Raw genomic sequence first — 19,770 nt, 5'->3', positions numbered from 1 at the left:
GAACTGAATCGGCAGGCGTACGAACCGAATAGGTAGAGGTAGCCGGTAGTCACACGCCGGCTACCTCTTCCGTTCCCGCACCGAAAGCGAGCTCCCGTGTCCAGCTCTGTCGACGGCCTCGTCAGCGGTCTCAGCACCTCCAGCCTGATCTCCAGCCTCATGCAGGTCGAAGCCGCCCCGCAGAACCGGCTCAAGACCAAGCTCATGACCGCCGAGACCACGGTGGCCTCCTATCAGTCCGTGAACAGCAAACTGTCCGCGCTGAAGGGTTCGGCCGACACCCTCGGCCAGCTCAGCACCTGGCGGGCGCTGAAGGCCACGTCCAGCTCCGACACGGTGACCGCCACCGCCACGGGTGGCACGACCGCCGCTGCGGGCACCACGACGTTCGACGTCGTCAAGGTGGCCAACGCTCAGGTCTCCACGCTCAAGTACCCGGCCGGCACCACGGACGCAACCGGGAACAACGGTTCGTCGGTGACCTTCACCTTCGGTGTCGGTGATCCGGTCACGGTCGATCTCGGCACCAGCAAGAAGCCGTCCGACATCGCCGCCGCGATCAACAGCACCAAGGGCCTCAACGTGCGGGCCGGCGTCGTGACGACCAGCACGGGCGACACCATCCTCCAGCTCAGCAGCACCAAGCCCGGCACCGACAACGCGTTCGCGGTCATCGGCCTCTCCAACGGCGTCGACGTGGCGCCGACCGACGTCACCGCCGCGGAGAACGCGCTGATCCGGGTCGGCTCGCTGAACGTCCCGGCCGACCCGACCTCGGGGCTCACTCCGGGCAGCTACGAGGTGGAGAGCAGCAGCAACACCTTCACCGGGCTGATGGCCGGTGTCTCGGTGACGGTGACCAAGCCGGCGGAGCGCGTGACCGTCAGCGCGCAGGCCGACACGGGCGGGATCGCCGAGAAGCTGCAGGCCTTCGTCGACGCCGCCAACGCGGTCCTCACCGAGGTCAGCACCCAGACGTCGTACGACCCCACCACCAAGAAGGGCTCGCCGCTCACCGGTGACTTCATGGTGCGTGAGCTGAGCCAGAAGATCATGGGTTCGATCAGCGGTGGCCTCTCCTACGCCAACCCCAAGTTCGACGACACGCAGCTTCCCGATGACCTCTCCAACCCGGAGAAGATCTCGTTCGGCAGCCTCGCCCAGATCGGGATCCAGCTCGACCGCTCCGGCAAGCTGACCTTCGACCCCAGCAAGTTCACCAGCGCCTACAACGGCGATCCCACCAAGATCCAAGAAGCCATGATCGGTCTGGCCGACAACTTCGAGGAGCAGACGAGCAAGCAGTCGCTCACCGTCGCCAACGTCATCACCGGGCGGCGGCTCGAGATCGACAACTTCAACACCCAGATCAGCAACTGGGACACCCGTCTCGCGGCCCGCAAGATCTCGCTGCAGAAGCAGTACACGAACCTGGAAACGTCGCTCGGCAACCTGAAGAACCAGTCCAACTGGCTCGCCGGCCAACTCGGCAGTTTGGGCTGACCCACCCCGCCGTAGGCCATACCGGACAACTGACGAGGAAACCGATGAGCGCACCCAACCTTCGTGACCGTTATCTTCAGGACTCGATCAACACCGCGTCACCCGCCAAGTTGCTGACCATGCTGTACGACCGCCTCATCCTCGACCTGATGCAGAGCGAGGAGGCGATCCGCAACGACGAGCGGGACGTGGCGAACGAAAAGCTCAGCCACGCCCAGGAGATCGTCATCGAGCTGCGCTGCAGCCTCGACATCGAGGCGTGGGACGGTGCGCCCGGACTGGCGAACCTCTACGGCTTCATCCTGACCGAGCTGATCGGCGCGAACATCAAGCGCGACGCCGACCGCGTCGCCGGGTGCCGGAAGCTGCTGGAACCGCTGCGCGACGCGTGGCGCGAGGCTGCCTCGGCCGGGACATGAGCACCGCGACACCGGCCGTGGACTGGCGGCAGGCCTGGACCGCCGCCCTCGACGAGCTGGAGATGGACGTCGAGGCGGTCGAGGCGATGCTCGTCGACGAGCGCCGGATCGCCGAGACGCCGCCGGCCGACCAGTGGCGCCCGCCGACCGAGCTGGGCGCCCTGCCGCTGGAGCTGCGACCCCGGGCGGACGCGATCCTGACCCGCCAGCTCGCCGCCGCGGAGGAGCTGGCCCGGCGACTCACCGCCAACCGCCAGCAGTCCGCGGTGACGGCACGGATCGAGACCGGCGAGGCGGTCAAGCGCCCCGTCTACCTGGACTGCGCCATGTGAGCAGGAAACGGAGTACGTCCCGGACCCCCACGCGGGGGTCCGGGACGTTTTCGTGTGCAACCTCGCGGCAACCGATTGAGCCTCAGCGGATCGCCGGTCACGCCGAACTGCATGGTACGAGCACGGATTGCTCAGGTAACGAAGCCAAGGATCGGCGACATGACGGATCGACTAAGGGAGCAACCTTGTTCGACGACCGCTCGTCGTCCGCACTGCGCGTCGCTGTCTCGGGTCTCGCGGCCCGGCAGACCGCCATCGCCAACAACATCGCGAACATCGAAACCCCCGGCTACCGGGCGCGTAAGGTCAAGTTCGAAGAGGCGCTGAGCAGCGCCGTTGCCCGTGGCGACTCGCCGGCCGGGGTGACACCGAGCGTGCAGGAGTCGTTGGAGCCGACCAAGCTCAACGGCAACAACGTCAACCTCGACCACGAGACGCTGCAGCACATCGACACCACGATGCGCTACCAGCTCACCATCCGTGCGCTGGACGGCAAGTACAACTCGCTGCGCGAAGCCATCAAGGGAGCCTGACGATGAGTACCTTCAACGCGATCGGCGTAGCCGGCACCGGTGTCACCGTTTACCGCAAGTGGCTCGACGCGGTGGCCGACAACATCGCCAACGTCAACACCACGAGCCGGACCAGCGAGAACGCCTTCCAGGCGCGGTTCGTCCAGGCCCGTGCGGCCCAGGACGGCAACGGCGCCGAGGTGGCCGGCATCCAGTACGGCAGCGCCGAGGGCATCCTGGCGTACGAGCCGGACAACCCGCTCGCCGACGCCGAGGGCTACGTCCGCCGGCCGGACATCGACATGGGCAGCCAGATGGCCCAGATGATGATGGCCCAGCGGTCGTACCAGGCGAACCTCGCCGTCGTCGACCGTGCGCGGGACTCCTACACCGCGGCGATCAACCTCGGGAAGTGATCAACGTGTCGTCACCGATCGGTCCTGTCGGCGGTTTCTCCGGCATCGAGGGCGTCGGCGGGCTGGGCGGCTTCAAGGGGATCGGCGGGCTCTCGGACAACACCGAGAGCACCGCCGCACCCAGCGGTCCGAACACCGACTTCGCCGGGATGCTCGCGAAGGGCATCGAGAACGTCCAGCAGGCCCAGACCAAGGCCAGCGACCTGGCGGTTCAGGTAGCCGACGGCACGCTGAAAGACCCGGCGCAGTACACGATGGCTGCCACCGAGGCCTCACTCGGACTGCAGATGACCATGGCTATCCGCAACAAGGCCGTCGAGGCCTTCCAAGAGATCATGAGGATGCAGGCCTGATATGACCGACCGCCTTCCCGCTCCGGTTCGCCGCGTTACGGACGCCTTCAAGTCCTTCACACCGGGACAGAAGGCCGTCACCGTTTTCGCGATCATTGCCATCCTCGTCGGCGGCTACTTCTTCGCCACCTGGGCCGCGAAGCCGTCGTATCAGATCCTGTTCAACAACCTCTCGACGAAGGACGCGAGCGCGATCGTCGAGTCGCTCCAGAAGTCGGGCACGTCGTACGAGCTGGCCAATGACGGCCAGACCATTCTCGTACCGCGCGACCAGGTGAACGCCCTGCGACTCCAGATGTCCGGCGAGGGCCTGCCGAACGACGAGGGCACCGGCTACTCACTGCTCGACCAGCAGGGCATCACCACGAGCGACTTCATGCAGCACGCGAACTACCAGCGGGCGCTGGAGGGCGAGCTCGCCAAGACGATCAAGTCGATCGACGGCGTCGAGGCCGCCACCGTGCACCTCGTCATGCCGAAAGAGGACGTCTTCACCGACGACCAGAGCAAGCCGACCGCGTCGGTACTGGTCGCCTCGAAGGCCAACAACTCGCTCGAGGAGCAGCAGGTCCAGTCGATCGTGCACCTCGTCGCGTCGAGCGTCGAGGGCCTCGACCCGACCCAGGTCACGGTGGCCGACTCGGAGGGCCGGATGCTGTCCACCGGCGGTGGCGCGACGATCGCGACCGGCGGAGGCAACAGCGCCGAGCAGCAGACCGTCTCGTTCCAGAACCGATTGAACGCCTCGCTTCAACGGATGCTGGACAACCTGGTCGGCCCGGGCAACGCGGTGGTCACCACCACGGCCGAGCTGGACTTCGACCAGACCGAGACGCGCAGCAAGACGTACAGCGCCGACCCGGCCGTGCCGGCGGAGTCGGAGAGCATCAACACCGAGACGTACACCGGCAGCGGCTCCGGCAACGGCGGAGTGCTCGGTCCGGACAACATCCAGGTTCCGAGCGGCACCGGCTCCGGCCAGTACTCGAACAAGAACGAGGTACGCAACCGGCAGCTCAACGAGGTGCAGGAGGTTCGCCGGAACGCGCCGGGCGGTATCCAGCGGCTCAACGTCTCGGTCCTGCTCAACAGCACCACCGCAGGGGCGGTCGACTCCGCCCAGGTCCAGCAGCTGATCAGCGCGGCGGCCGGTGTCGACGCCACCCGGGGTGACACCATCGCGGTCGCCTCCATGCCGTTCGACACCAGTGCGGCCGACGCCGCCAAGGACGAGCTCGCCGCCGCGGCAGCGGCCGAGAAAGAGACCAAGCAGCTCACGCTGATCAAGACCGGCGCCCTGCTCTTCGTGGTCCTCGCCCTGGTCTTCCTGGCCTGGCGGGCGAACCGGCGCGCCAAGAAGCGCCAGCAGCTCACCGATCAGGAGCGCCGGCACCTGGAGGAGATGCAGGCCGCGCTGGAGGCCCAGCGGCAGGCGGAGCTCGAGGCCACCACGGCGATCACCGGCGCGCACATGCTGGAGAGCGCCGAGTTCGCGGGACGTGACGACGAGGCCCGCCAGGAGCGGCACCGGGAGATCGAGGAGCTGGTCCGGGACAAGCCCGACGAGACCGCCGCCCTGATCCGCAGCTGGATGTCCGCGGACTCGACGCGCTGATCGAGCGATCCGTCCCCGGAGAAACGCACGACGGTTTGAGGAGTATCCGTTGACCACACCCGCGCTCACCACAATGTCGATGACGGGCGTACGCAAGGCCGCGATAATGCTGGTCCAGTTCGGCAGGGAACAATCCGCGCAGGTTCTGGCCAACATGACCGAGAAAGAGGTCGAGATGTTGTCCGCCGAGGTGGCTCGGCTGGGCAAGCTCGACCCGGCCCAGGTCGACGACGTGATGGACGAGTTCTACGCCATGGCTACCACCCGGTACGCCGGGTCCGGCGGCATGGACTACGCCCGGGAGCTGTTGGAGGCGTCGCTCGGCAAGGACCGGGCGGCGCTCATCCTGGACCGGCTCGAGGCGTCGATGAACGACATCCCGTTCAATTTCCTCAGCAACGCCGACCCCCGCCAGCTCCTCTCGTACGTGCAGTACGAGCACCCGCAGACCATCGCGCTGGTACTGGCGCACATCCCGTCCGGACTGGCCTCCTCGATCCTGGCCGGTCTGCCGCTGGAGGTGCAGACCGAGGTGGCGCACCGCATCGCGATCATGGACCGCACCTCGCCGGACATCATCCGGCAGGTGGAGAGCGCCCTGCAGCGCAAGCTCTCCAGCGTGCTCCAGCCCGACGAGCTCTCCACGGTCGGCGGTCTCCAGCCGCTGGTGGACATCATCAACCGGGCGGACCGCACCACCGAGCGGCTCATCCTGGAGGCTCTGGACGCGCGCAGCCCGGAGCTGGCCGAGGAGATCCGCCGGCGGATGTTCATGTTCGAGGACATCGTCAACCTGGAAGAACGCGCGGTGCAGCTGATCCTGCGCCAGGTGGAGCCGGCCGACCTGGCCACCGCGCTCAAGGGCGTGTCCGAGAACGTACGGGACAAGGTCACCAAGAACCTCTCCGAACGTGGCCGGGAGAACCTGCTCGAGGAGATGGACCTGCTCGGCCCGGTCAAGGTCAAGATGGTCGAGGAGTCCCAGGCCAAGATCGTCGGTGTCATCCGCACGCTGGAGGACTCCGGCCAGATCGAGATCCAGCGCGGCGGCGAGGCCGATGAGCTCATCGCCTGACGGTCCGGTGATCCGCGGTGCGGTGGCGGACAACGCCGCCGCCGCACGGTTCGCCATCGACCTGCGCACCCCCGACGCGGTCGACAGCGAGGTCTCCGAGCGCGTGAAACAGCAGGCCCGTACGACGGGCTACGCCGAGGGGTGGGCGCAGGGAAAGCGGGATGCCGTGGCGGCCGCCGAGGCCGCCGCGGCACGTGCGCTCGCGGCCGAGGAGGCGTACGACCATCGCCGCGCGACCGCCCTGGCCAGCGCGGTCAACGCCCTCGGCCGGGCCGTCACCGAGCTGGAGAACCAGCTCATGCCGACCTTCACCGAGTTGCAGGAGGTGGTGCTGGCGAGCGCCTTCGAGTTGGCCGAGGCGATCGTCGGTGGTGCACTGCGGGACGACCCGAACCGGGGCGCGGGCGCGCTGCGCCGCGCGATGAGCGCCACGCCGGAACACGGCGGCGTGACGGTGAGCCTGCACCCGGACGACTATCAGACGCTGGTGGGCGACGGGCCGGGTGACGATTTCGACTACGGGGGCCGGCGGATCACTCTGCGGCCCGACCCAGGACTGCGGCCCGGTGACGCCGTCGCCGAGACCGGCACGGCAACCGTGGACGCGACAATCGCCGCGGCGATGAACCGGGCTCGGGAAGCGCTGCGCCTGTAACGCGCGGCCGGGAGGCACGACCATGACCGACGTCTTTCAGCACCGTCTGCAGAGCGCGATCGTCGCCGCGCGTCCGCTGGTCAGCGGCCGGGTGACCGGCGCCGTCGGGCTCCGGGTGACGGTCAGCGGCCTCGAGGCACACGTCGGTGACCTGCTACGGATCGGCCAGGGGCCGGAGGCCGTGTACGCCGAGGTGGCGGCCCTCGACGGCGATCGACTGTCCTGCCTGCCGCTCGGCCCGATCGCCGGGATCGGCGCCGGGACACCGGTGGTGAGCACCGGCGGGCCGCTGCGCATCGCGGTCGGCCCGGACCTGCGCGGGCGCATCCTGGACGGCCTGGGCCGGCCGATGGACGGCGGACCGCCGCTGCGTGGCGGGCTGGTGGGGATCGACGCGGCTCCGCCCTCGGCGATGGAACGCCAGCTGGTCGACCAGCCGATGTCCCTCGGCGTACGCGTCCTCGACACACTGGTCCCGTGCGGCCGTGGCCAGCGCATCGGCATCTTCGCCGGCTCCGGTGTCGGCAAGTCCACCCTGATGAGCATGATCACCCGCGGCACGTCGGCCGAGCTGAACGTGGTGGCGCTGGTGGGCGAGCGGGGACGTGAGGTGCGGGAGTTCATCGAGCACGACCTGGGCCCGGAGGGACTTGCCCGGTCGGTCGTGGTGATCGCCACGTCGGACACGCCGCCGCTGGTCCGGCTGCGAGCCGGGGCGGTCGCCACCCGGATCGCCGAGTACTACCGGGACGAGGGTGCCGACGTGTTGCTGATGATGGATAGCGTGACCCGTGCGGCGATGGCGCAGCGCGAGGTCGGCCTGTCGGTCGGCGAGCCACCGGCCACCCGCGGTTATCCACCGTCGGTCTTCGCGATGCTCGCCTCGCTGCTGGAACGGGCCGGGCCGGGCGCGCGGGGCAGCATCACCGGCCTGTACACGGTGCTGGTCGAAGGCGACGACCACAACGAGCCGATCGCCGACGCGGCCCGCTCGATCCTCGACGGCCACATCGTCCTCGATCGCAAACTGGCCACCGCCGGCCACTTCCCGAGCATCCAGGCCCTCGACTCGATCTCCCGGGTAGCCAACAAGATCACTAGCCGGGAGCAGCGCGCCGACGCCGCCGAACTGCGCCGCCTGATGGCCGCACACCGCGAGGTCCGCGAACTGGTCGAGATCGGCGCCTACGTCCCCGGCACCAACCCGGACGCCGACCGCGCCAACGCCGCCTGGCCGCAGATCAGCGCTTTCCTCCGCCAGGACCTGGACGAACGCATAACCGCCGACGACGCCTGGGCAGCGCTGCGCGCGCTGATAGCAACAACCTAAAACCTTCCGGCGTACGCCACCGCAAAGTCCCCAACTACACCGCGACCAAGCACACCCCAGGCCCCACCGCGCCCGCCGGGAAACACCAGGCGGCACGCGCTCCGCGCAAGGTCGTGCCCTTTCCCGGCACCCGCGCCACGGCCGCAAGGTCGCACCCCGGCCGCGTCTCACCCGAGGCAGAACGCAACAGCGCGTACCCCGCACGATTCTGACGACGCACAAGGCCCAATCCGCGGCGCCCACCGCAACCACCCACCGCCCCGCGTAGGACCGCACCCACAACGCATTGCGCCCGCTGACGTCGAGGGCGCCGAAATCAGCCAGGCGAAGCCGTAGGTGATTTCGGTGTCCTCGACGTCAGCGTCCAAGGGCGCAATGCCCGCCGAGCGACAGCGAAGGCCAGCAAACACAGCCGTAGGTGATTTCGGTGTCCTCGACGTCAGCGTCCAAGGGCGCAATGCCCGCCGAGCGACAGCGAAGGCCAGCAAACACAGCCGTAGGTGATTTCGGCGCCCTCGACGTCAGCGTCCAAGGGCGCAATGCCCGCCGAGCGACAGCGAAGGCCAGCAAGCCCAGTAGCAAGCCGGGTGCAGAGGCTCAGCCGATCCGGTGGCGGGCCGAAGCGGTCATGTGAGGGCCCACCGCCCCGCTAGGAGGCCAACGTTGAATCGCCTGTTCCGACTCGGACCCGTGCTTCGTGCCCGCAAGGCACAGGAGGACGCCGCTCGCGGCGCGGTGATCCAGACCCGAGCCGAGATCCGTGAAGCCCAAGCTCTGGTGAAGCGCCGTCAGCTGGACCTGGTCGGTGCGCAGGCGCCGAACGAGGGGACCGCCCGCGCGATGGTGGCCTCGCTGGTGGCCCGTCAATCACTCGCCGCCGGGCTGTTCGGGGCTCAGCGCATGGTCACCGATGCCGAAGAGGTGGAGCGGGAGAGGGTCGCCGCGCTGACCGACGCCGCCAAGCGCCGGCGGGCGGTGGAGTTGATGGCCGAGCGGCACGCCGCCACGGTCCGCGCTCACGATCTGCGCGTCGACCAGGCCAACCTCGACGAACTTGCGATTACCGCGAAGGCACGCCGGTCCGCTGGAAATATCGCCGAGCCGAACGGGAGTGAAGTATGACGTTGGGTGTCAGCGGGGTCATGTCCCGCATCTCGGAGTTGCAGGACCAGCTCGGCCTCGCCCCGGCCGCCACGACCGCGGCGTCGGGCAGCAAGTTCGCTTCGGCGCTGGCCGACGCGACCCGGACCGGCCCGGCGCGCTCCGGTGTCGCCGGCCCGAGCGGGGACGACGTGGTGGCCGCGGCCAAGAAGTACCTCGGCACCCCGTACGTGTTCGGCGGCAGCGACCCCGGCAAGGGCATGGACTGCTCCGCTCTGGTTCAGCGGGCCTACCAGGATCTCGGCGTCGAGGTGCCGCGCAACTCGTGGCAGCAGGCCCGGGCCGGACGGCCGGTGGCGAACATGGCCGAGGCGAAGCCGGGTGACATCCTCGCGTTCAACTCGCCGGTCGACCACGTCGCCATCTACCTCGGCGACAACAAGATGATCGCGGCGCCGAAGCCCGGCGACCACGTCAAGATCCAGACCGTGTACGAGAAGCCGACCGCCATCCGCCGTGTCCTGGACAGCGTGCCCACCGCCGCGGTGCAGGACATGTCCGCGCTCCGGCCGGCCGGGTTGCGTTCGTCCGGTGGGTTGAGCGGTGTGCCGTACGCCGGTCTGTTCGAGGCCGCCGGCGCCCGCCACGGCGTCTCGCCGAAGCTGCTGGCCGCGGTGGCGAAGGTGGAGTCCGGCTACGACCCGCGCGCGGTCAGCAAGGCCGGCGCGCAGGGTCTCATGCAGCTCATGCCGGGTACCGCCCGCGGTCTGGGCGTGCAGGACTCCTTCGACCCGGCCCAGGCCGTCAACGGCGCGGCGAAGCTGCTCTCCCAGCATCTGAAGGAGTTCAAGTCGCTGCCGCTGGCGCTGGCCGCGTACAACGCGGGCGGTGGAGCGGTGCACAAGTACGACGGAATCCCGCCGTTCGCCGAGACCCAGGCGTACGTCCCGAAGGTTCAGAAGGCCCTGGCCGCGCTCGGCGGCTGAGACGCACATCCTCGACCGCCAGCCCAGTCCATCGCCGATAGCAGCAGGGAGACCGCATGACCACGCCGAGTTCTGTGACGGGTCCCGACCGCCGGCCAGTGGCCGACACCACCCGCCGCCCGGGTGGGCGACGCGAGGAAGGCGCTCCGGACTTCGGCTCGGCGCTGTCGGCCGAGCTGGGCCGCCCGGCGAGCGATGAGGACCGGGACGCACCGGCCCGGGCGGGGACGGATCGGCCTGCCGCCGACCGGCCTGCTGCCGACCGGCCTGCTACTACTGACCGGCCCACTGCTGACCGGGCCGCTGCTGACCGGGCGCTCGCCGATCGGGCTTTCGCCAGCCGGGCCGCTGTTGACCGGACCGCGCACGGCCGGGCTGTTTCCGCTGAGCGGGCGGCTTCGGCCGATCGCGCTGTTACCGCTGAGCGGTCGGCTTCGGCCGGCCGGGCTGCTTCGGCCGATCGTGTGACGGATCGCGTGGCGGACCGGGCTGCGGCGGAGCGCGGAGCGGACCGCCGTGCCGCGCTGCGCACCACCGAGCAGCGCATCGCCGTGACCCGGCAGGCCGAACGGGCGGCCGCCGAGCGGTCCGCCGGGCGGCCCGCCGGACAGCGGGTCACCAACGAGCGGCCTCCCGCCGAGCAGCGCGGGATGGTGGACCGGCGGGCCGACAAGGCGGCCGGGACGCGCCCGGCCGAGCGGCCGGTTGTCCGGCGCGACGAGGCACGCGGCCCCGCGGCGGCCGAGGACTCCGCCAAGGACCAGGACACCACGGTCAAGCCGCGCGGCGAACGTTCCCGCCCGGCCGGCGACGAGGCTCCGGCCACCGAGGCGGCAGCCGTTCTCGCGACCGCCGCACAGACCGGCATGGTGGCCGCCACGGCAACCGCCGACCCGGCCGCCACCAGCGCCGAGGGCGCTGCCGCGACCGCCGCGCCGGCGACCGAACCAACCGCGGCCGTTTCCGCCGCGGCGAGCGTGACCGACGCCGGTCCGGGCGTGAACGCTGCCGGGCCGGGCGAGGTCGCCGCTCCGGCGGCCCCGAGTGCCGCTCCGGTAGCCGCCGAGGGCGCGCCCGTTCCGGGCCCGGAGGCCACCGGGACGATGCCCGGCGTCGGGAACGCGGCCACCGGCTCCGGCCCGGCGAACCAGGCCGGCATGACGAATCTGGCCGGCGTGACGGACCAGGCCAGCGCGGCTCAGGTGACCGGCGACGCGGCTCAGGCAGCCGGGGTCACGGGTCAGGCGGCCGGCGTCACGGATCAGGCCGTCACTGGCCAGACCGGCACGGGTCAGGCCGTCACAGGCCAGACCGGCGCGGGCCAGGCCGTCACAGGCCAGGCCGTCACCGGCCAGGCCGGCGCGGGTCAGGTCGGCACGGCGGTCCCGGCAACCGGCCCGACCGGCACCGCGGCCGCGGCAGCCGGCATCGCCGGCCAGACCGGTACGGCGGCGCCGGCAACCGGTGCCACCGGCACCACGGCCCCGATCACCGGCATCACCGTCCGGCCGGCCGGTCTCACCTTGCAGACCGCGGCCGGCGCTCCGGCCGACCCGGCGACGCCCGCACCGACCGGCCCGGAGTCCGTCACCAACCCGGTCCCGGCCGAGGATGTCGCGGCACCGGCAACGACCACCGACACGACGGCACCGGACACCGGCGCCGGCGGTGGCGGTGGCGGTGGCGGTGAGTCCGCCGGTGGTGGCGGTGCCGAGGCCTTCCGTACCGCCGAGACCACCCCGGAGGCTCCCGCACCGACCGTGCTGCCCACCGGCGTTCCGACGACCGTGCCGGCCGAGGCCGGGGCGTCCACGGCTCCGGGCACCCCGGCGCCGGCCGGCGTGACCGGCCCGCAGGCCACGGCGCCCACCGCCGCGACCGCGGAGACGCCGGAGCCCCCGCCGCCCGCGCCCGCGGTGCCGACGCCGCCGGCCGCTCAGGTGGCCATGCGGATCGCTCCGCTGCGGCTGGACGCCGACGGCATCCACCGGCTCACCGTTCAGCTGCACCCGCTGGACCTCGGTCCGGTCCAGGTGGTGGCGGAGATCCGGAACGGGGACATCAGCGTCCAGCTCTCCGGCGGCACCGAGGCGGGCACCGAGGCGCTGCGCTCGTCCCTCGACGAACTGCGCCGCGAGCTGGAGGACTCCGGCTTCCAGAACTGTTCGCTCGACCTGCGTCAGGGCACCGCCCAGCAGCAGGCGCGGCAGCAGTTCGGTGAGGCGGGGGCGCCTGGACGCCGTACCGATGGCCGACCCGGTGCGAACGACGTTCCGGAGGAGCCGGCCCCGTCCGCGACCCGGCGGGCCGTCCCGGACGGCCGCCTGGACATCCACGCCTGAGCAGGAACGAGTCGGCGCCGGCCCGCGAACGCGGACCGGCGCCGGTTTCCGTCAGGGTGACTTCCCCGGTTCCGCCGAGTCGAACGGTTCCGGTTTCACCGAGGTCGCCGGTTCGGCCGAGGACCGGTACCCGCTCAAGATGAAGCGCAGCCCGGCCAGGAGCACCGCGGCGATCGGCACCGCGACGAGGAACCGGATCAGCACCTGAAAGATGTCGATCTCGTCGAGCACCAGGCGGTACCAGGCCGGCGCGCTCATCAGCAGCGCGAACAGCAGGACCGACGGTCTGATCATCGGCGGGTGTTACGGGTGGCCCGGCGAGGTGTGGCGGCGGAGGGCATGACCTCTGCCGCGATCCGGGCGCAGAGCATCGCGGCCCAGGCGTGCGGAGTGGCCGGTTTGCCGTCCAGCGAGAAGATCGGTACGTCCAGCCCGAGCACCGACGCCGGGTCGGAGGTGAGCTCCACGCTGTGCACCACGAGGGACTCCACGTCGCCGAGGCTGCGCAGGTGACGGGCGGTGTCCGCGGTCTTGCGGGTGGCGTCGACCACGGCCCAGAGCGCGGTGGCGCCCAGCGCGTCGCTCATGTCGTTGACCCAGAACGGGTCGGTGCCGCCGACCGGGGCGTCGATCACCACGATCCAGGGATGCTCCGAGCTCTGCAGCTTCTCGGCACGGGACTCGGCGGCGCTCCGGCTGGAGATGAGCCGGGACGAGTGCAGCCCGGTCCCCGCCGTGGAGGGTGCGGCCAGCAGCAGGTGGTTGTGGTCGACGTGGATCTGCTCCAGCAGCAGCTTGGCGATCGGCACGGCGGTGTGCACCTCGCCGGCCAGGACCAGGATCTCACCGGGTCCGTCCGGGATGCCGGGCGCCGCGGGACGGGCCGCGAGCACGCTGAGCACTCCGGCGTACGTGTCCCCGCCGGTGATCTTGCGAGCCATCGGCTCGGGCATACCCACCGAGATGAGGTTCCGCTGGACCGGATCGAGCTCGGCGGAGCGCAGCGTCGGCGTGGCCGGCGGCGGGGCGGCGGGTGAGACCGGTGTCGACTCGTCGAGGCCGTACACCTCGGCGGCGGACCGGCCCGGAGGCGGGCTGAACGCCGTCGCCACGCGCGGTGGCGCCGGGGTGGGTTCGGCGGTCCGGATATGGGCGGGTGTCGCGGGCCGGGTCGCGGCACGGATGGGCACGGCCGGCTCACGGGACGCTTCGCGCTCCGCCGCGGCCGTTGCGACCCGTTCCGGGAAGCTCGGCCCCACCGGCAGCGCGGCCGGTAGCGGCCGCTGACCGGCGTTGACCGCCGAACCGGTCGCCGCGGCCGGCCGGAACGGGCGCACCGTGGGCGTTTCCTCACGGTCCTCATGCTGACGGGCCCGCGCCGGCGTACGGTGCGCAGCGGTCCCACCCATGTGCGTGGCCACGTCCAGCCCCGCCATCAGCTCGGCGAAGGCGGCCCCGGTGTCGCCCATACCCGCTTCCCGGCTGTCCTGCCGGGCCCGGGCGGGAGGTGGACCCTCGGTGGTCACCCGATCCTGTGACTCCGCCTGTTCAAGCAGGCGCTCGAAGTTTGTTGCGCCGTTCTGGGCGACGGTTTGTTGCGCCATGTCTTCACTCTCCTCATTGGGATCCGGTACCTCGACGGAGAGCTCGTAGTGCTGCTTCGCGAAGAAGCCGCCGATACCACCGCTTCGTACCTTGTCGGCGGAAATGATCCGCACGCTCGAGCCGTACTCGTCACGTACCTGAGCCAGCAGCGGCTCGATGGCCGGTCCCTCAAGCAGCACCCGCGTAGGCACCGTTCACCACCCCTATCGTCTCGATCTGTGCGGTGGAACCAGAGATTTCGCTGTACGACAGCACCTGCAGGCGACGTGAGCCGGCCCGCAGCAGTCGCATCAGTGGCAGCCGCAGTTGTGGTGAGCAGGCCAGGACCGGGTTGAGTCCCTGCTGCTCCGCGGCCTCGGCGAGCCGGCTCGCCTCGCTGACGATCGCCTCGGCACGCATGCCGTCGATCGCCATGAAGGCGCCGGTGTCGCTGGGTCGCAAGGATTCGAGCAGGCCCTGCTCGAGCATCGGGTCGAGCGTGATCACGGTGAGCCGCCCGGCGGTCGTGTACTGGGCGGCGATGGCCGGGCCGAGCGCACCCCGGGCCGCCTCGACCAGGCTGTCGTGGTCCATCGAGAGCTTGGCGCGCAGCGAGAGTGCCTCGAAGATCCGGACCAGGTCCCGGATCGGCACACCCTCGTCCAGCAACGCCTGGAGCACCTTCTGGATCTGGCCGAGGCTGAGCAGCGACGGGGTCAGCTCCTCGACCACCACCGGGTGGGTCCGCTTGACCATCTCGCTCAGCGCCCGGACGTCCTCCCGGCCGAGCAGGCGGCTCGCGTTGGTCCGGACGATCTCGGCGAGATGCGTGATGATCACCGAAGCGCGGTCCACCACCGTCGCACCGGAGAGCTCGGCCTGGTAGTGCAGCTCGGCCGGAACCCACTTGCCGTTGAGGCCGAAGACCGGCTCCACCCCGGCCCGGCCGGGCAACGCCTGGAGCCCTTCGCCGATCGCCAGCACGGTGCCCGGCGGCGCCTGGCCGGCGCCGGCGTCGACACCGGAGATCCGGATCGCGTACGACGACAGCGGCAGATCCAGGTCGTCCCGGGTACGGACCGGCGGCATGATCACCCCGAGTTCCATCGCCATCTTGCGGCGCAGGGCGCGTACCCGGTCGAGCAGGTCCCCGCTGCTGGCGTCGACCAGGTCGACCAGGTCCGGGGCGAGCGCGAGTTCGAGCGGGTCGATCCGCATCTCGCCGAGCAGCTGTTCGGGCGAGTCGGCGGGCGGCATCTCGACCGCCTCCGCGGCGGCCGCCTCGACCGCCTCGGGCACCGGCTCCTTCACCCGCTGTGCCATGAACAGCACACCCGCGCCGACCAGCAGGAAGGGCAGCTTCGGCAGGCCCGGGATGATGCACAGGGCGAGCGACGCGCCCCCGCCGATCCGCATGGCGAGCTTGTTCTGGCTGAGCTGAGTGGTGACGCTCTGACCCATGTCGCCGGAGGTGGCCGAGCGGGTCACGATGAGACCGGTGGCCACCGACAGCAGCAGCGCGGGGATCTGGGAGACCAGGCCGTCGCCGATGCTCAGCAGGCTGTAGTGGTTCATCGCGTCGACCGGCGCCATACCGGCCTGCAGGATGCCGACCGCGAAGCCACCGATCAGGTTGATCAGCGTGATGATGATGGCCGCGATGGCGTCGCCCTTGACGAACTTGGACCCGCCGTCCATGGCACCGTAGAAGTCGGCCTCGGCGGAGATGTCGGCGCGGCGCTTCTTCGCCTCCGCCTCGTCGATCAGGCCGGCGTTCAGGTCGGCGTCGATCGCCATCTGCTTACCGGGCATCGCGTCGAGGGTGAACCGGGCACCGACCTCGGCGACCCGCTCGGCGCCCTTGGTCACCACGATCATCTGGACGATGACCAGGATCGAGAAGATCACCAGACCGATCACCAGGTTGCCACCGACGACGAAGCTGCCGAAGGCGTGGATCACCTTGCCGGCGTCACCGTCGCGCAGCACCAGCCGGGTCGCGCTGATGTTGAGCGCCAGCCGGAACAGCGTCATGACCAGCAACAGCGCGGGGAAGACCGCGAAATCGAGGGGCCGCTGCACGAACATCGAGATGAGCAGGATGAGCAGCGCCGCCGTGATGTTCACGGCGATCAGCAGGTCCAGCAGGAAGGTCGGCAGGGGGACGACCATCATGATGATGATGCCGATGACCCCGATGGGTACGGCTAACCTGCCTAGATTCCGGTTCTTCACGGCACCTTCCGAGCATGGGCAGTCCGATGACCATCCGGGCCCACCCGTCGCCGTGGGACGACGGTTCAGTGCGGCGAACTTCCGCCGTCACTGGGGCCGCTGTGGCACCGCCACGCACCGATCTTCCCTGCTCTTGCACCGCGATGTGAGGAAATCTCCTGAATTTTCGGTTATGCCATAGCTGGTGTGGGGTTCGGGTTGCGGTGCAGACCGGCCGCCGCACCACGTGCCTTCAGGCTCATCACGAACGCCAGCACCTTCGCCACCGCCGCGAAGAACTCCGCCGGAATCTCCTGGCCGATCTCGCAACTGGAGTTGAGTGCCCGGGCCAGAGCCACGTCCTGCACCATCGGCACCCGGTTGTCGGTGGCGAGCTGGCGGATCTTCGCCGCCAGCGGGCCCTTGCCCTTCGCCACCACGCGCGGAGCGCCCTTCTCCGGGTCGTACCGCAGGGCGACGGCGACGTGCACCGGGTTGACCACCACCACGTCCGCCGTCGGCACGTCCGCCATCTGCCGGTTGCGGGCCATCGCCATCTGCCGGGCCCGGATCTGGCCCTTGAGCAGCGGATCGCCCTCGGTGTTCTTGTGCTCCTGCTTGACCTCTTCCTTGCTCATCCGCAGCTGCTTCTTGGTGCGCCGGCGCACCACGAAGTAGTCGGCCGCCGCCATCACGATGCCGGCCACCGCGGCCGCCCGGATCAGCTGGAGTGAGGCGTCCTTGACCGTACCGAGCAGCGCCGGAAGCGGAAGCTGACCGGCCGTCATCAGCACCGGCACGATGTCCTTCATCGTGAAGTAGAGGACCGTCCCGAGCACCACGGTCTTCACCAGGGCCTTGACGCCCTCCCAGATCGCCTGCGGGCCGAGGATGCGCTTGATCCCGGAGAACGGGTTCAGCCGGTTGAACTTCGGGATGAACAGCTTGGTCGCCACCCGGATGCCGCCCTGGGCGCCGGCGGCCACGACGCCGACCGCCATCATGGTGAGCGCCAGGGGCAGGACCGCCCATGCCGCGCTGAACAGGGCGTCCTTGAAGATGGCGAGGGTCTTGCCGGGATCCGGGTCGGCGATCGTGTCCGGCACCTTGGCCATCAGCTCACGGGCGTGGTCCATGGCCTGGCTCAGGGTGCGGGGCAGCATGATGCTGGCGGCCAGCATGCCGACCCAGGCGCCGAGGTCCTGGCTACGACCGATCTGGCCTTCCTGCCGGGCCTTCTTGAGCTTTTGTTGTGTCGGTTCCTCAGTCTTCTCGCCGGACATCTCCTCACCCCCTTCCTCTGCCCGATCGGCGTACGGTCAGCCTCCGCTGAGCCGGACCACCGCGGTGACCGCCTTGTCGACGAGCGAGTCGAGGACCCCCGGGAGCATCGCGATGGCGATAGCGGAGAGCGTCACCACCAGGAAGATCTTCACCGGGAAGCCCAGCTGGAACGCGTTGAGCGCGGGCGCCACCCGGTTCAGCAGGCCGAGCGCCACGTCGGCGAGGAAGAGTACGGCGATCAGCGGCCCGGCGATCTGGACGGCCGCCACGAACATCTCGCCGATCCCCTGGACCAGCAGCCGGCTGAAGGTCTCCATCGAGAACGTGGTGTCCAGCGGCAGCGTACGGAAGCTCTGCAGGAAGCCGCGCAGGATCAGCTGGTGCCCGTCGCTGACGAAGAGCAGGGTGATCGCGAGCAGCTGGTAGAACCGGCCGAAGATCGAGCTCTGGCTCATCGACCACGGGTCGTACGCCATCGCCAGGGTGAAACCGCCGAACAGGTCGAGCAGGTCACCGGCCGCCTGCAGCGCGGCGAAGAGCAGCGCGGTGAGGAAGCCCAACCCGGCGCCGATGAACACCTGGAGCGCCGCGCTGGCGATCAGGTCCGCGGTCTCCAGCGACGGCACGGTGCTGCGCAGGTACGGCGCCATCGGCAGGGTGAGGCCGACCGAGAGCAGCGCCTTGACCGGTCCCGGGATGAGCCGGGAGTTGAACGGTGGGCAGATCATCATCCACGCGCCGGTCCGCACCGCTCCCAGCATGATCGCCAGCAGTTCCGCGGTGGCTACGTCGAAGTCCATGATCTCAGTACGAGCCGACCAACGCCGTGATGATCAGACCCCACCCGTTGACGAGCACGAACAGCAACAGCTTGAACGGCAGTGCCACCGTCACCGGCGGCAACATCATCATGCCCAGGGACATCAGCGACGCGGATACCACCAGGTCGATGATGAGGAACGGGATGAAGATGACGAAGCCGATGATGAACGCGGCCCGCAGTTCAGAGAGGATGAAGGCCGGCACCAGCGTGGTGAGCGAGACGGACTCGATGTTCTCCGGCCGCTCATCGCCGGACACCTTGATCATCAAGGCCAGTTCGTCCTCGCGGGTCACCTCGTACATGAACTCACGCAGCGGCTCCACCCCGTCCCGGAACGCCTGGGACTGGGTCTTGTCGCCGGACAGATAGGGCTGCACGCCCAGCTCGTTCACCTGCGAGACGGTCGGGCCCATGATGAACAGGCTGAGGAACAGCGCCAGCCCGGCGAGCACCTGGTTGGGTGGCATGCTGGTCAGGCCGAGCGCGTTGCGGGTGATGCCGAGCACCATGAAGACCTTGGTGAAACACGTGCAGAGCAGCAGCAACGCCGGCGCCACCGAGAGCAGCGTCAGGCCCAGGACGATCACCAGTGACGAGGCCGGGCGGCTGCCGTCGGGATTCGTACCGTTGATGTCGATGTTGATGCTGGGCGGCGACGGCGGTGCGGGCGCCTGCGGTACGGGCATGAGCCGCGCGCGATCCTGAACAGCTGTCACCGAGCCACCCGGAGGTCCGGGTACCGCGGAAGCGGCGCCGGGAAGCAGTACCAGGGCCAGTCCGGCGGCCGCCATCAGCAGCAGGATCGCGCGTCGCATCATTGCCTTGAGGTCCGATCTCGGAGGAACTCCAGCGGCGACGTCCGGGACCGCGGTGACATCGGCGCGGTGTCCAGCCGGCCGCCGACGTCGACCGGATGCCAGTCCGGCAGCGTCACGGAGTCCACCTCGAGGTGGTCGCGATGCTCGGGCGGCTCCGGCTCGAAGACCTCGAGATCGGTCTCCCCCAGCAGGCTTACCTGCTGGTCCGTGACGCCCAGGACGTACGCCCGATCGGACACCTTGACCACGGCCAGGACCGCGTTCCGGCTCAGCTGCTGCCGGTGCAGCACGGCCAGTGGACCGGAGGCCCGCCCACCGTACGGCCGGCGTATCACCCGGGCCAGGCCCCACATCAGGAAGAGGACGACCAGCAGCGAGAAGGCGACCTGGACGACGAGCCCGATCAAG

General features: G+C 69.9%; 21 protein-coding genes. 14 read left to right on the top strand and 7 right to left on the bottom strand.

Features of this window, described 5'->3' with window-relative positions; translation table 11 throughout:
* Nucleotides 1-96: 96 nt before the first annotated feature.
* The 14 genes from fliD (at nt 97) to I4J89_RS51715 (ending at nt 12,639) form a co-directional block, all read left to right on the top strand.
* Nucleotides 97-1,503 (top strand): flagellar filament capping protein FliD, encoded by a 1,407-nt coding sequence (gene fliD, locus I4J89_RS51720; RefSeq protein ID WP_196418665.1) that lies wholly within the window; start codon nt 97-99, stop codon nt 1,501-1,503.
* Nucleotides 1,504-1,547: 44 nt separating this feature from the next.
* Nucleotides 1,548-1,922 (top strand): flagellar export chaperone FliS, encoded by a 375-nt coding sequence (gene fliS, locus I4J89_RS36140; protein WP_196418664.1) that lies wholly within the window; start codon nt 1,548-1,550, stop codon nt 1,920-1,922.
* Nucleotides 1,919-2,254: a hypothetical protein gene (locus I4J89_RS36135; RefSeq protein WP_196418663.1), complete on the top strand. Its 336-nt coding sequence runs from the start codon at nt 1,919-1,921 to the stop codon at nt 2,252-2,254. Before fliS ends, I4J89_RS36135 begins: the two co-directional genes overlap by 4 nt.
* Nucleotides 2,255-2,439: 185 nt before the next feature.
* Nucleotides 2,440-2,787 (top strand): flagellar basal body rod protein FlgB, encoded by a 348-nt coding sequence (gene flgB, locus I4J89_RS36130; RefSeq protein ID WP_196418662.1) that lies wholly within the window; start codon nt 2,440-2,442, stop codon nt 2,785-2,787.
* Nucleotides 2,788-2,789: 2 nt separating this feature from the next.
* Nucleotides 2,790-3,182, top strand: coding sequence for a flagellar basal body rod protein FlgC (locus I4J89_RS36125; RefSeq protein WP_196418661.1), 393 nt, complete (start codon nt 2,790-2,792; stop codon nt 3,180-3,182).
* Nucleotides 3,183-3,187: 5 nt separating this feature from the next.
* The gene (gene fliE, locus I4J89_RS36120; RefSeq protein ID WP_196418731.1) at nt 3,188-3,535 is read left to right on the top strand and encodes a flagellar hook-basal body complex protein FliE; all 348 of its coding nucleotides are present in this window, start codon (nt 3,188-3,190) and stop codon (nt 3,533-3,535) included.
* 1 nt (nt 3,536) lies between these two features.
* Nucleotides 3,537-5,150, top strand: coding sequence for a flagellar basal-body MS-ring/collar protein FliF (fliF, locus tag I4J89_RS36115; protein WP_196418660.1), 1,614 nt, complete (start codon nt 3,537-3,539; stop codon nt 5,148-5,150).
* Nucleotides 5,151-5,199: 49 nt separating this feature from the next.
* Nucleotides 5,200-6,225: a flagellar motor switch protein FliG gene (gene fliG / locus I4J89_RS36110; protein WP_196418659.1), complete on the top strand. Its 1,026-nt coding sequence runs from the start codon at nt 5,200-5,202 to the stop codon at nt 6,223-6,225.
* Nucleotides 6,209-6,880, top strand: coding sequence for a FliH/SctL family protein (locus tag I4J89_RS36105; RefSeq protein WP_230860149.1), 672 nt, complete (start codon nt 6,209-6,211; stop codon nt 6,878-6,880). Before fliG ends, I4J89_RS36105 begins: the two co-directional genes overlap by 17 nt.
* 22 nt (nt 6,881-6,902) lie before the next feature.
* Entirely contained in the window at nt 6,903-8,210 is a 1,308-nt protein-coding gene (locus I4J89_RS36100) for a FliI/YscN family ATPase (RefSeq protein ID WP_196418658.1), read from the top strand.
* Nucleotides 8,211-8,873: 663 nt separating this feature from the next.
* Nucleotides 8,874-9,332 carry a flagellar FliJ family protein gene (locus I4J89_RS36095; protein ID WP_196418657.1) on the top strand — a complete coding sequence of 153 codons (459 nt, stop codon included), beginning with the start codon at nt 8,874-8,876 and terminating at the stop codon, nt 9,330-9,332.
* On the top strand, nt 9,329-10,297 hold the full coding sequence (locus I4J89_RS36090; RefSeq protein WP_196418656.1) for a transglycosylase SLT domain-containing protein: 969 nt from the start codon (nt 9,329-9,331) through the stop codon (nt 10,295-10,297). Before I4J89_RS36095 ends, I4J89_RS36090 begins: the two co-directional genes overlap by 4 nt.
* Nucleotides 10,298-10,492: 195 nt before the next feature.
* Nucleotides 10,493-10,765 (top strand): hypothetical protein, encoded by a 273-nt coding sequence (locus I4J89_RS36085; RefSeq protein WP_196418655.1) that lies wholly within the window; start codon nt 10,493-10,495, stop codon nt 10,763-10,765.
* Nucleotides 10,766-10,773: 8 nt separating this feature from the next.
* Nucleotides 10,774-12,639, top strand: a complete 1,866-nt coding sequence (locus I4J89_RS51715; protein WP_196418654.1) for a flagellar hook-length control protein FliK — start codon at nt 10,774-10,776, stop codon at nt 12,637-12,639.
* Nucleotides 12,640-12,690: 51 nt separating this feature from the next.
* On the opposite strand, the gene I4J89_RS36075 is transcribed toward I4J89_RS51715, so the two are convergent.
* From I4J89_RS36075 to I4J89_RS36045, 7 genes are all read right to left on the bottom strand, one after another.
* Nucleotides 12,691-12,933 carry a hypothetical protein gene (locus I4J89_RS36075; RefSeq protein ID WP_196418653.1) on the bottom strand — a complete coding sequence of 81 codons (243 nt, stop codon included), beginning with the start codon at nt 12,931-12,933 and terminating at the stop codon, nt 12,691-12,693.
* A complete protein-coding gene (locus I4J89_RS36070) occupies nt 12,930-14,423 on the bottom strand; it encodes a hypothetical protein (protein WP_196418652.1) in 1,494 nt (497 codons plus the stop codon). The genes I4J89_RS36075 and I4J89_RS36070 overlap by 4 nt, the downstream gene beginning before the upstream one ends.
* Nucleotides 14,413-16,458: a flagellar biosynthesis protein FlhA gene (flhA, locus tag I4J89_RS36065; RefSeq protein ID WP_196418651.1), complete on the bottom strand. Its 2,046-nt coding sequence runs from the start codon at nt 16,456-16,458 to the stop codon at nt 14,413-14,415. The genes I4J89_RS36070 and flhA overlap by 11 nt, the downstream gene beginning before the upstream one ends.
* A gap of 170 nt (nt 16,459-16,628) precedes the next feature.
* Entirely contained in the window at nt 16,629-17,720 is a 1,092-nt protein-coding gene (locus I4J89_RS36060) for an EscU/YscU/HrcU family type III secretion system export apparatus switch protein (protein ID WP_196418650.1), read from the bottom strand.
* A 36-nt stretch (nt 17,721-17,756) separates the two neighbouring features.
* On the bottom strand, nt 17,757-18,521 hold the full coding sequence (fliR, locus tag I4J89_RS36055; RefSeq protein ID WP_196418649.1) for a flagellar biosynthetic protein FliR: 765 nt from the start codon (nt 18,519-18,521) through the stop codon (nt 17,757-17,759).
* 4 nt (nt 18,522-18,525) lie between these two features.
* On the bottom strand, nt 18,526-19,362 hold the full coding sequence (gene fliP, locus I4J89_RS36050) for a flagellar type III secretion system pore protein FliP (RefSeq protein WP_196418648.1): 837 nt from the start codon (nt 19,360-19,362) through the stop codon (nt 18,526-18,528).
* Nucleotides 19,359-19,769: a FliO/MopB family protein gene (locus I4J89_RS36045; protein WP_196418647.1), complete on the bottom strand. Its 411-nt coding sequence runs from the start codon at nt 19,767-19,769 to the stop codon at nt 19,359-19,361. The genes fliP and I4J89_RS36045 overlap by 4 nt, the downstream gene beginning before the upstream one ends.
* Nucleotide 19,770: the final 1 nt, after the last annotated feature.

Source organism: Actinoplanes aureus (assembly GCF_015704865.1).
In the GTDB taxonomy this organism is placed as follows: Bacteria; Actinomycetota; Actinomycetes; order Mycobacteriales; family Micromonosporaceae; genus Actinoplanes; species Actinoplanes aureus.
The sequence above is the reverse complement of the archived record's forward strand: the minus strand, read 5'-3'. Positions and strand labels throughout refer to the sequence as shown.

What these genes read in the sequence shown, in the direction of transcription:
- I4J89_RS36105 (WP_230860149.1), top strand. Translation starts at nt 6,209, where the DNA reads ATGAGCTCATCGCCTGACGGTCCGGTGATCCGCGGTGCGGTGGCGGAC.
- fliR (WP_196418649.1), bottom strand. Translation starts at nt 18,521, where the DNA reads ATGGACTTCGACGTAGCCACCGCGGAACTGCTGGCGATCATGCTGGGA.
- I4J89_RS36085 (WP_196418655.1), top strand. Translation starts at nt 10,493, where the DNA reads ATGAGGACCGGGACGCACCGGCCCGGGCGGGGACGGATCGGCCTGCCG.
- fliF (WP_196418660.1), top strand. Translation starts at nt 3,537, where the DNA reads ATGACCGACCGCCTTCCCGCTCCGGTTCGCCGCGTTACGGACGCCTTC.
- I4J89_RS36090 (WP_196418656.1), top strand. Translation starts at nt 9,329, where the DNA reads ATGACGTTGGGTGTCAGCGGGGTCATGTCCCGCATCTCGGAGTTGCAG.
- I4J89_RS36060 (WP_196418650.1), bottom strand. Translation starts at nt 17,720, where the DNA reads ATGTCCGGCGAGAAGACTGAGGAACCGACACAACAAAAGCTCAAGAAG.
- fliS (WP_196418664.1), top strand. Translation starts at nt 1,548, where the DNA reads ATGAGCGCACCCAACCTTCGTGACCGTTATCTTCAGGACTCGATCAAC.
- I4J89_RS36100 (WP_196418658.1), top strand. Translation starts at nt 6,903, where the DNA reads ATGACCGACGTCTTTCAGCACCGTCTGCAGAGCGCGATCGTCGCCGCG.
- I4J89_RS36125 (WP_196418661.1), top strand. Translation starts at nt 2,790, where the DNA reads ATGAGTACCTTCAACGCGATCGGCGTAGCCGGCACCGGTGTCACCGTT.
- fliP (WP_196418648.1), bottom strand. Translation starts at nt 19,362, where the DNA reads ATGATGCGACGCGCGATCCTGCTGCTGATGGCGGCCGCCGGACTGGCC.
- I4J89_RS36075 (WP_196418653.1), bottom strand. Translation starts at nt 12,933, where the DNA reads ATGATCAGACCGTCGGTCCTGCTGTTCGCGCTGCTGATGAGCGCGCCG.
- I4J89_RS36135 (WP_196418663.1), top strand. Translation starts at nt 1,919, where the DNA reads ATGAGCACCGCGACACCGGCCGTGGACTGGCGGCAGGCCTGGACCGCC.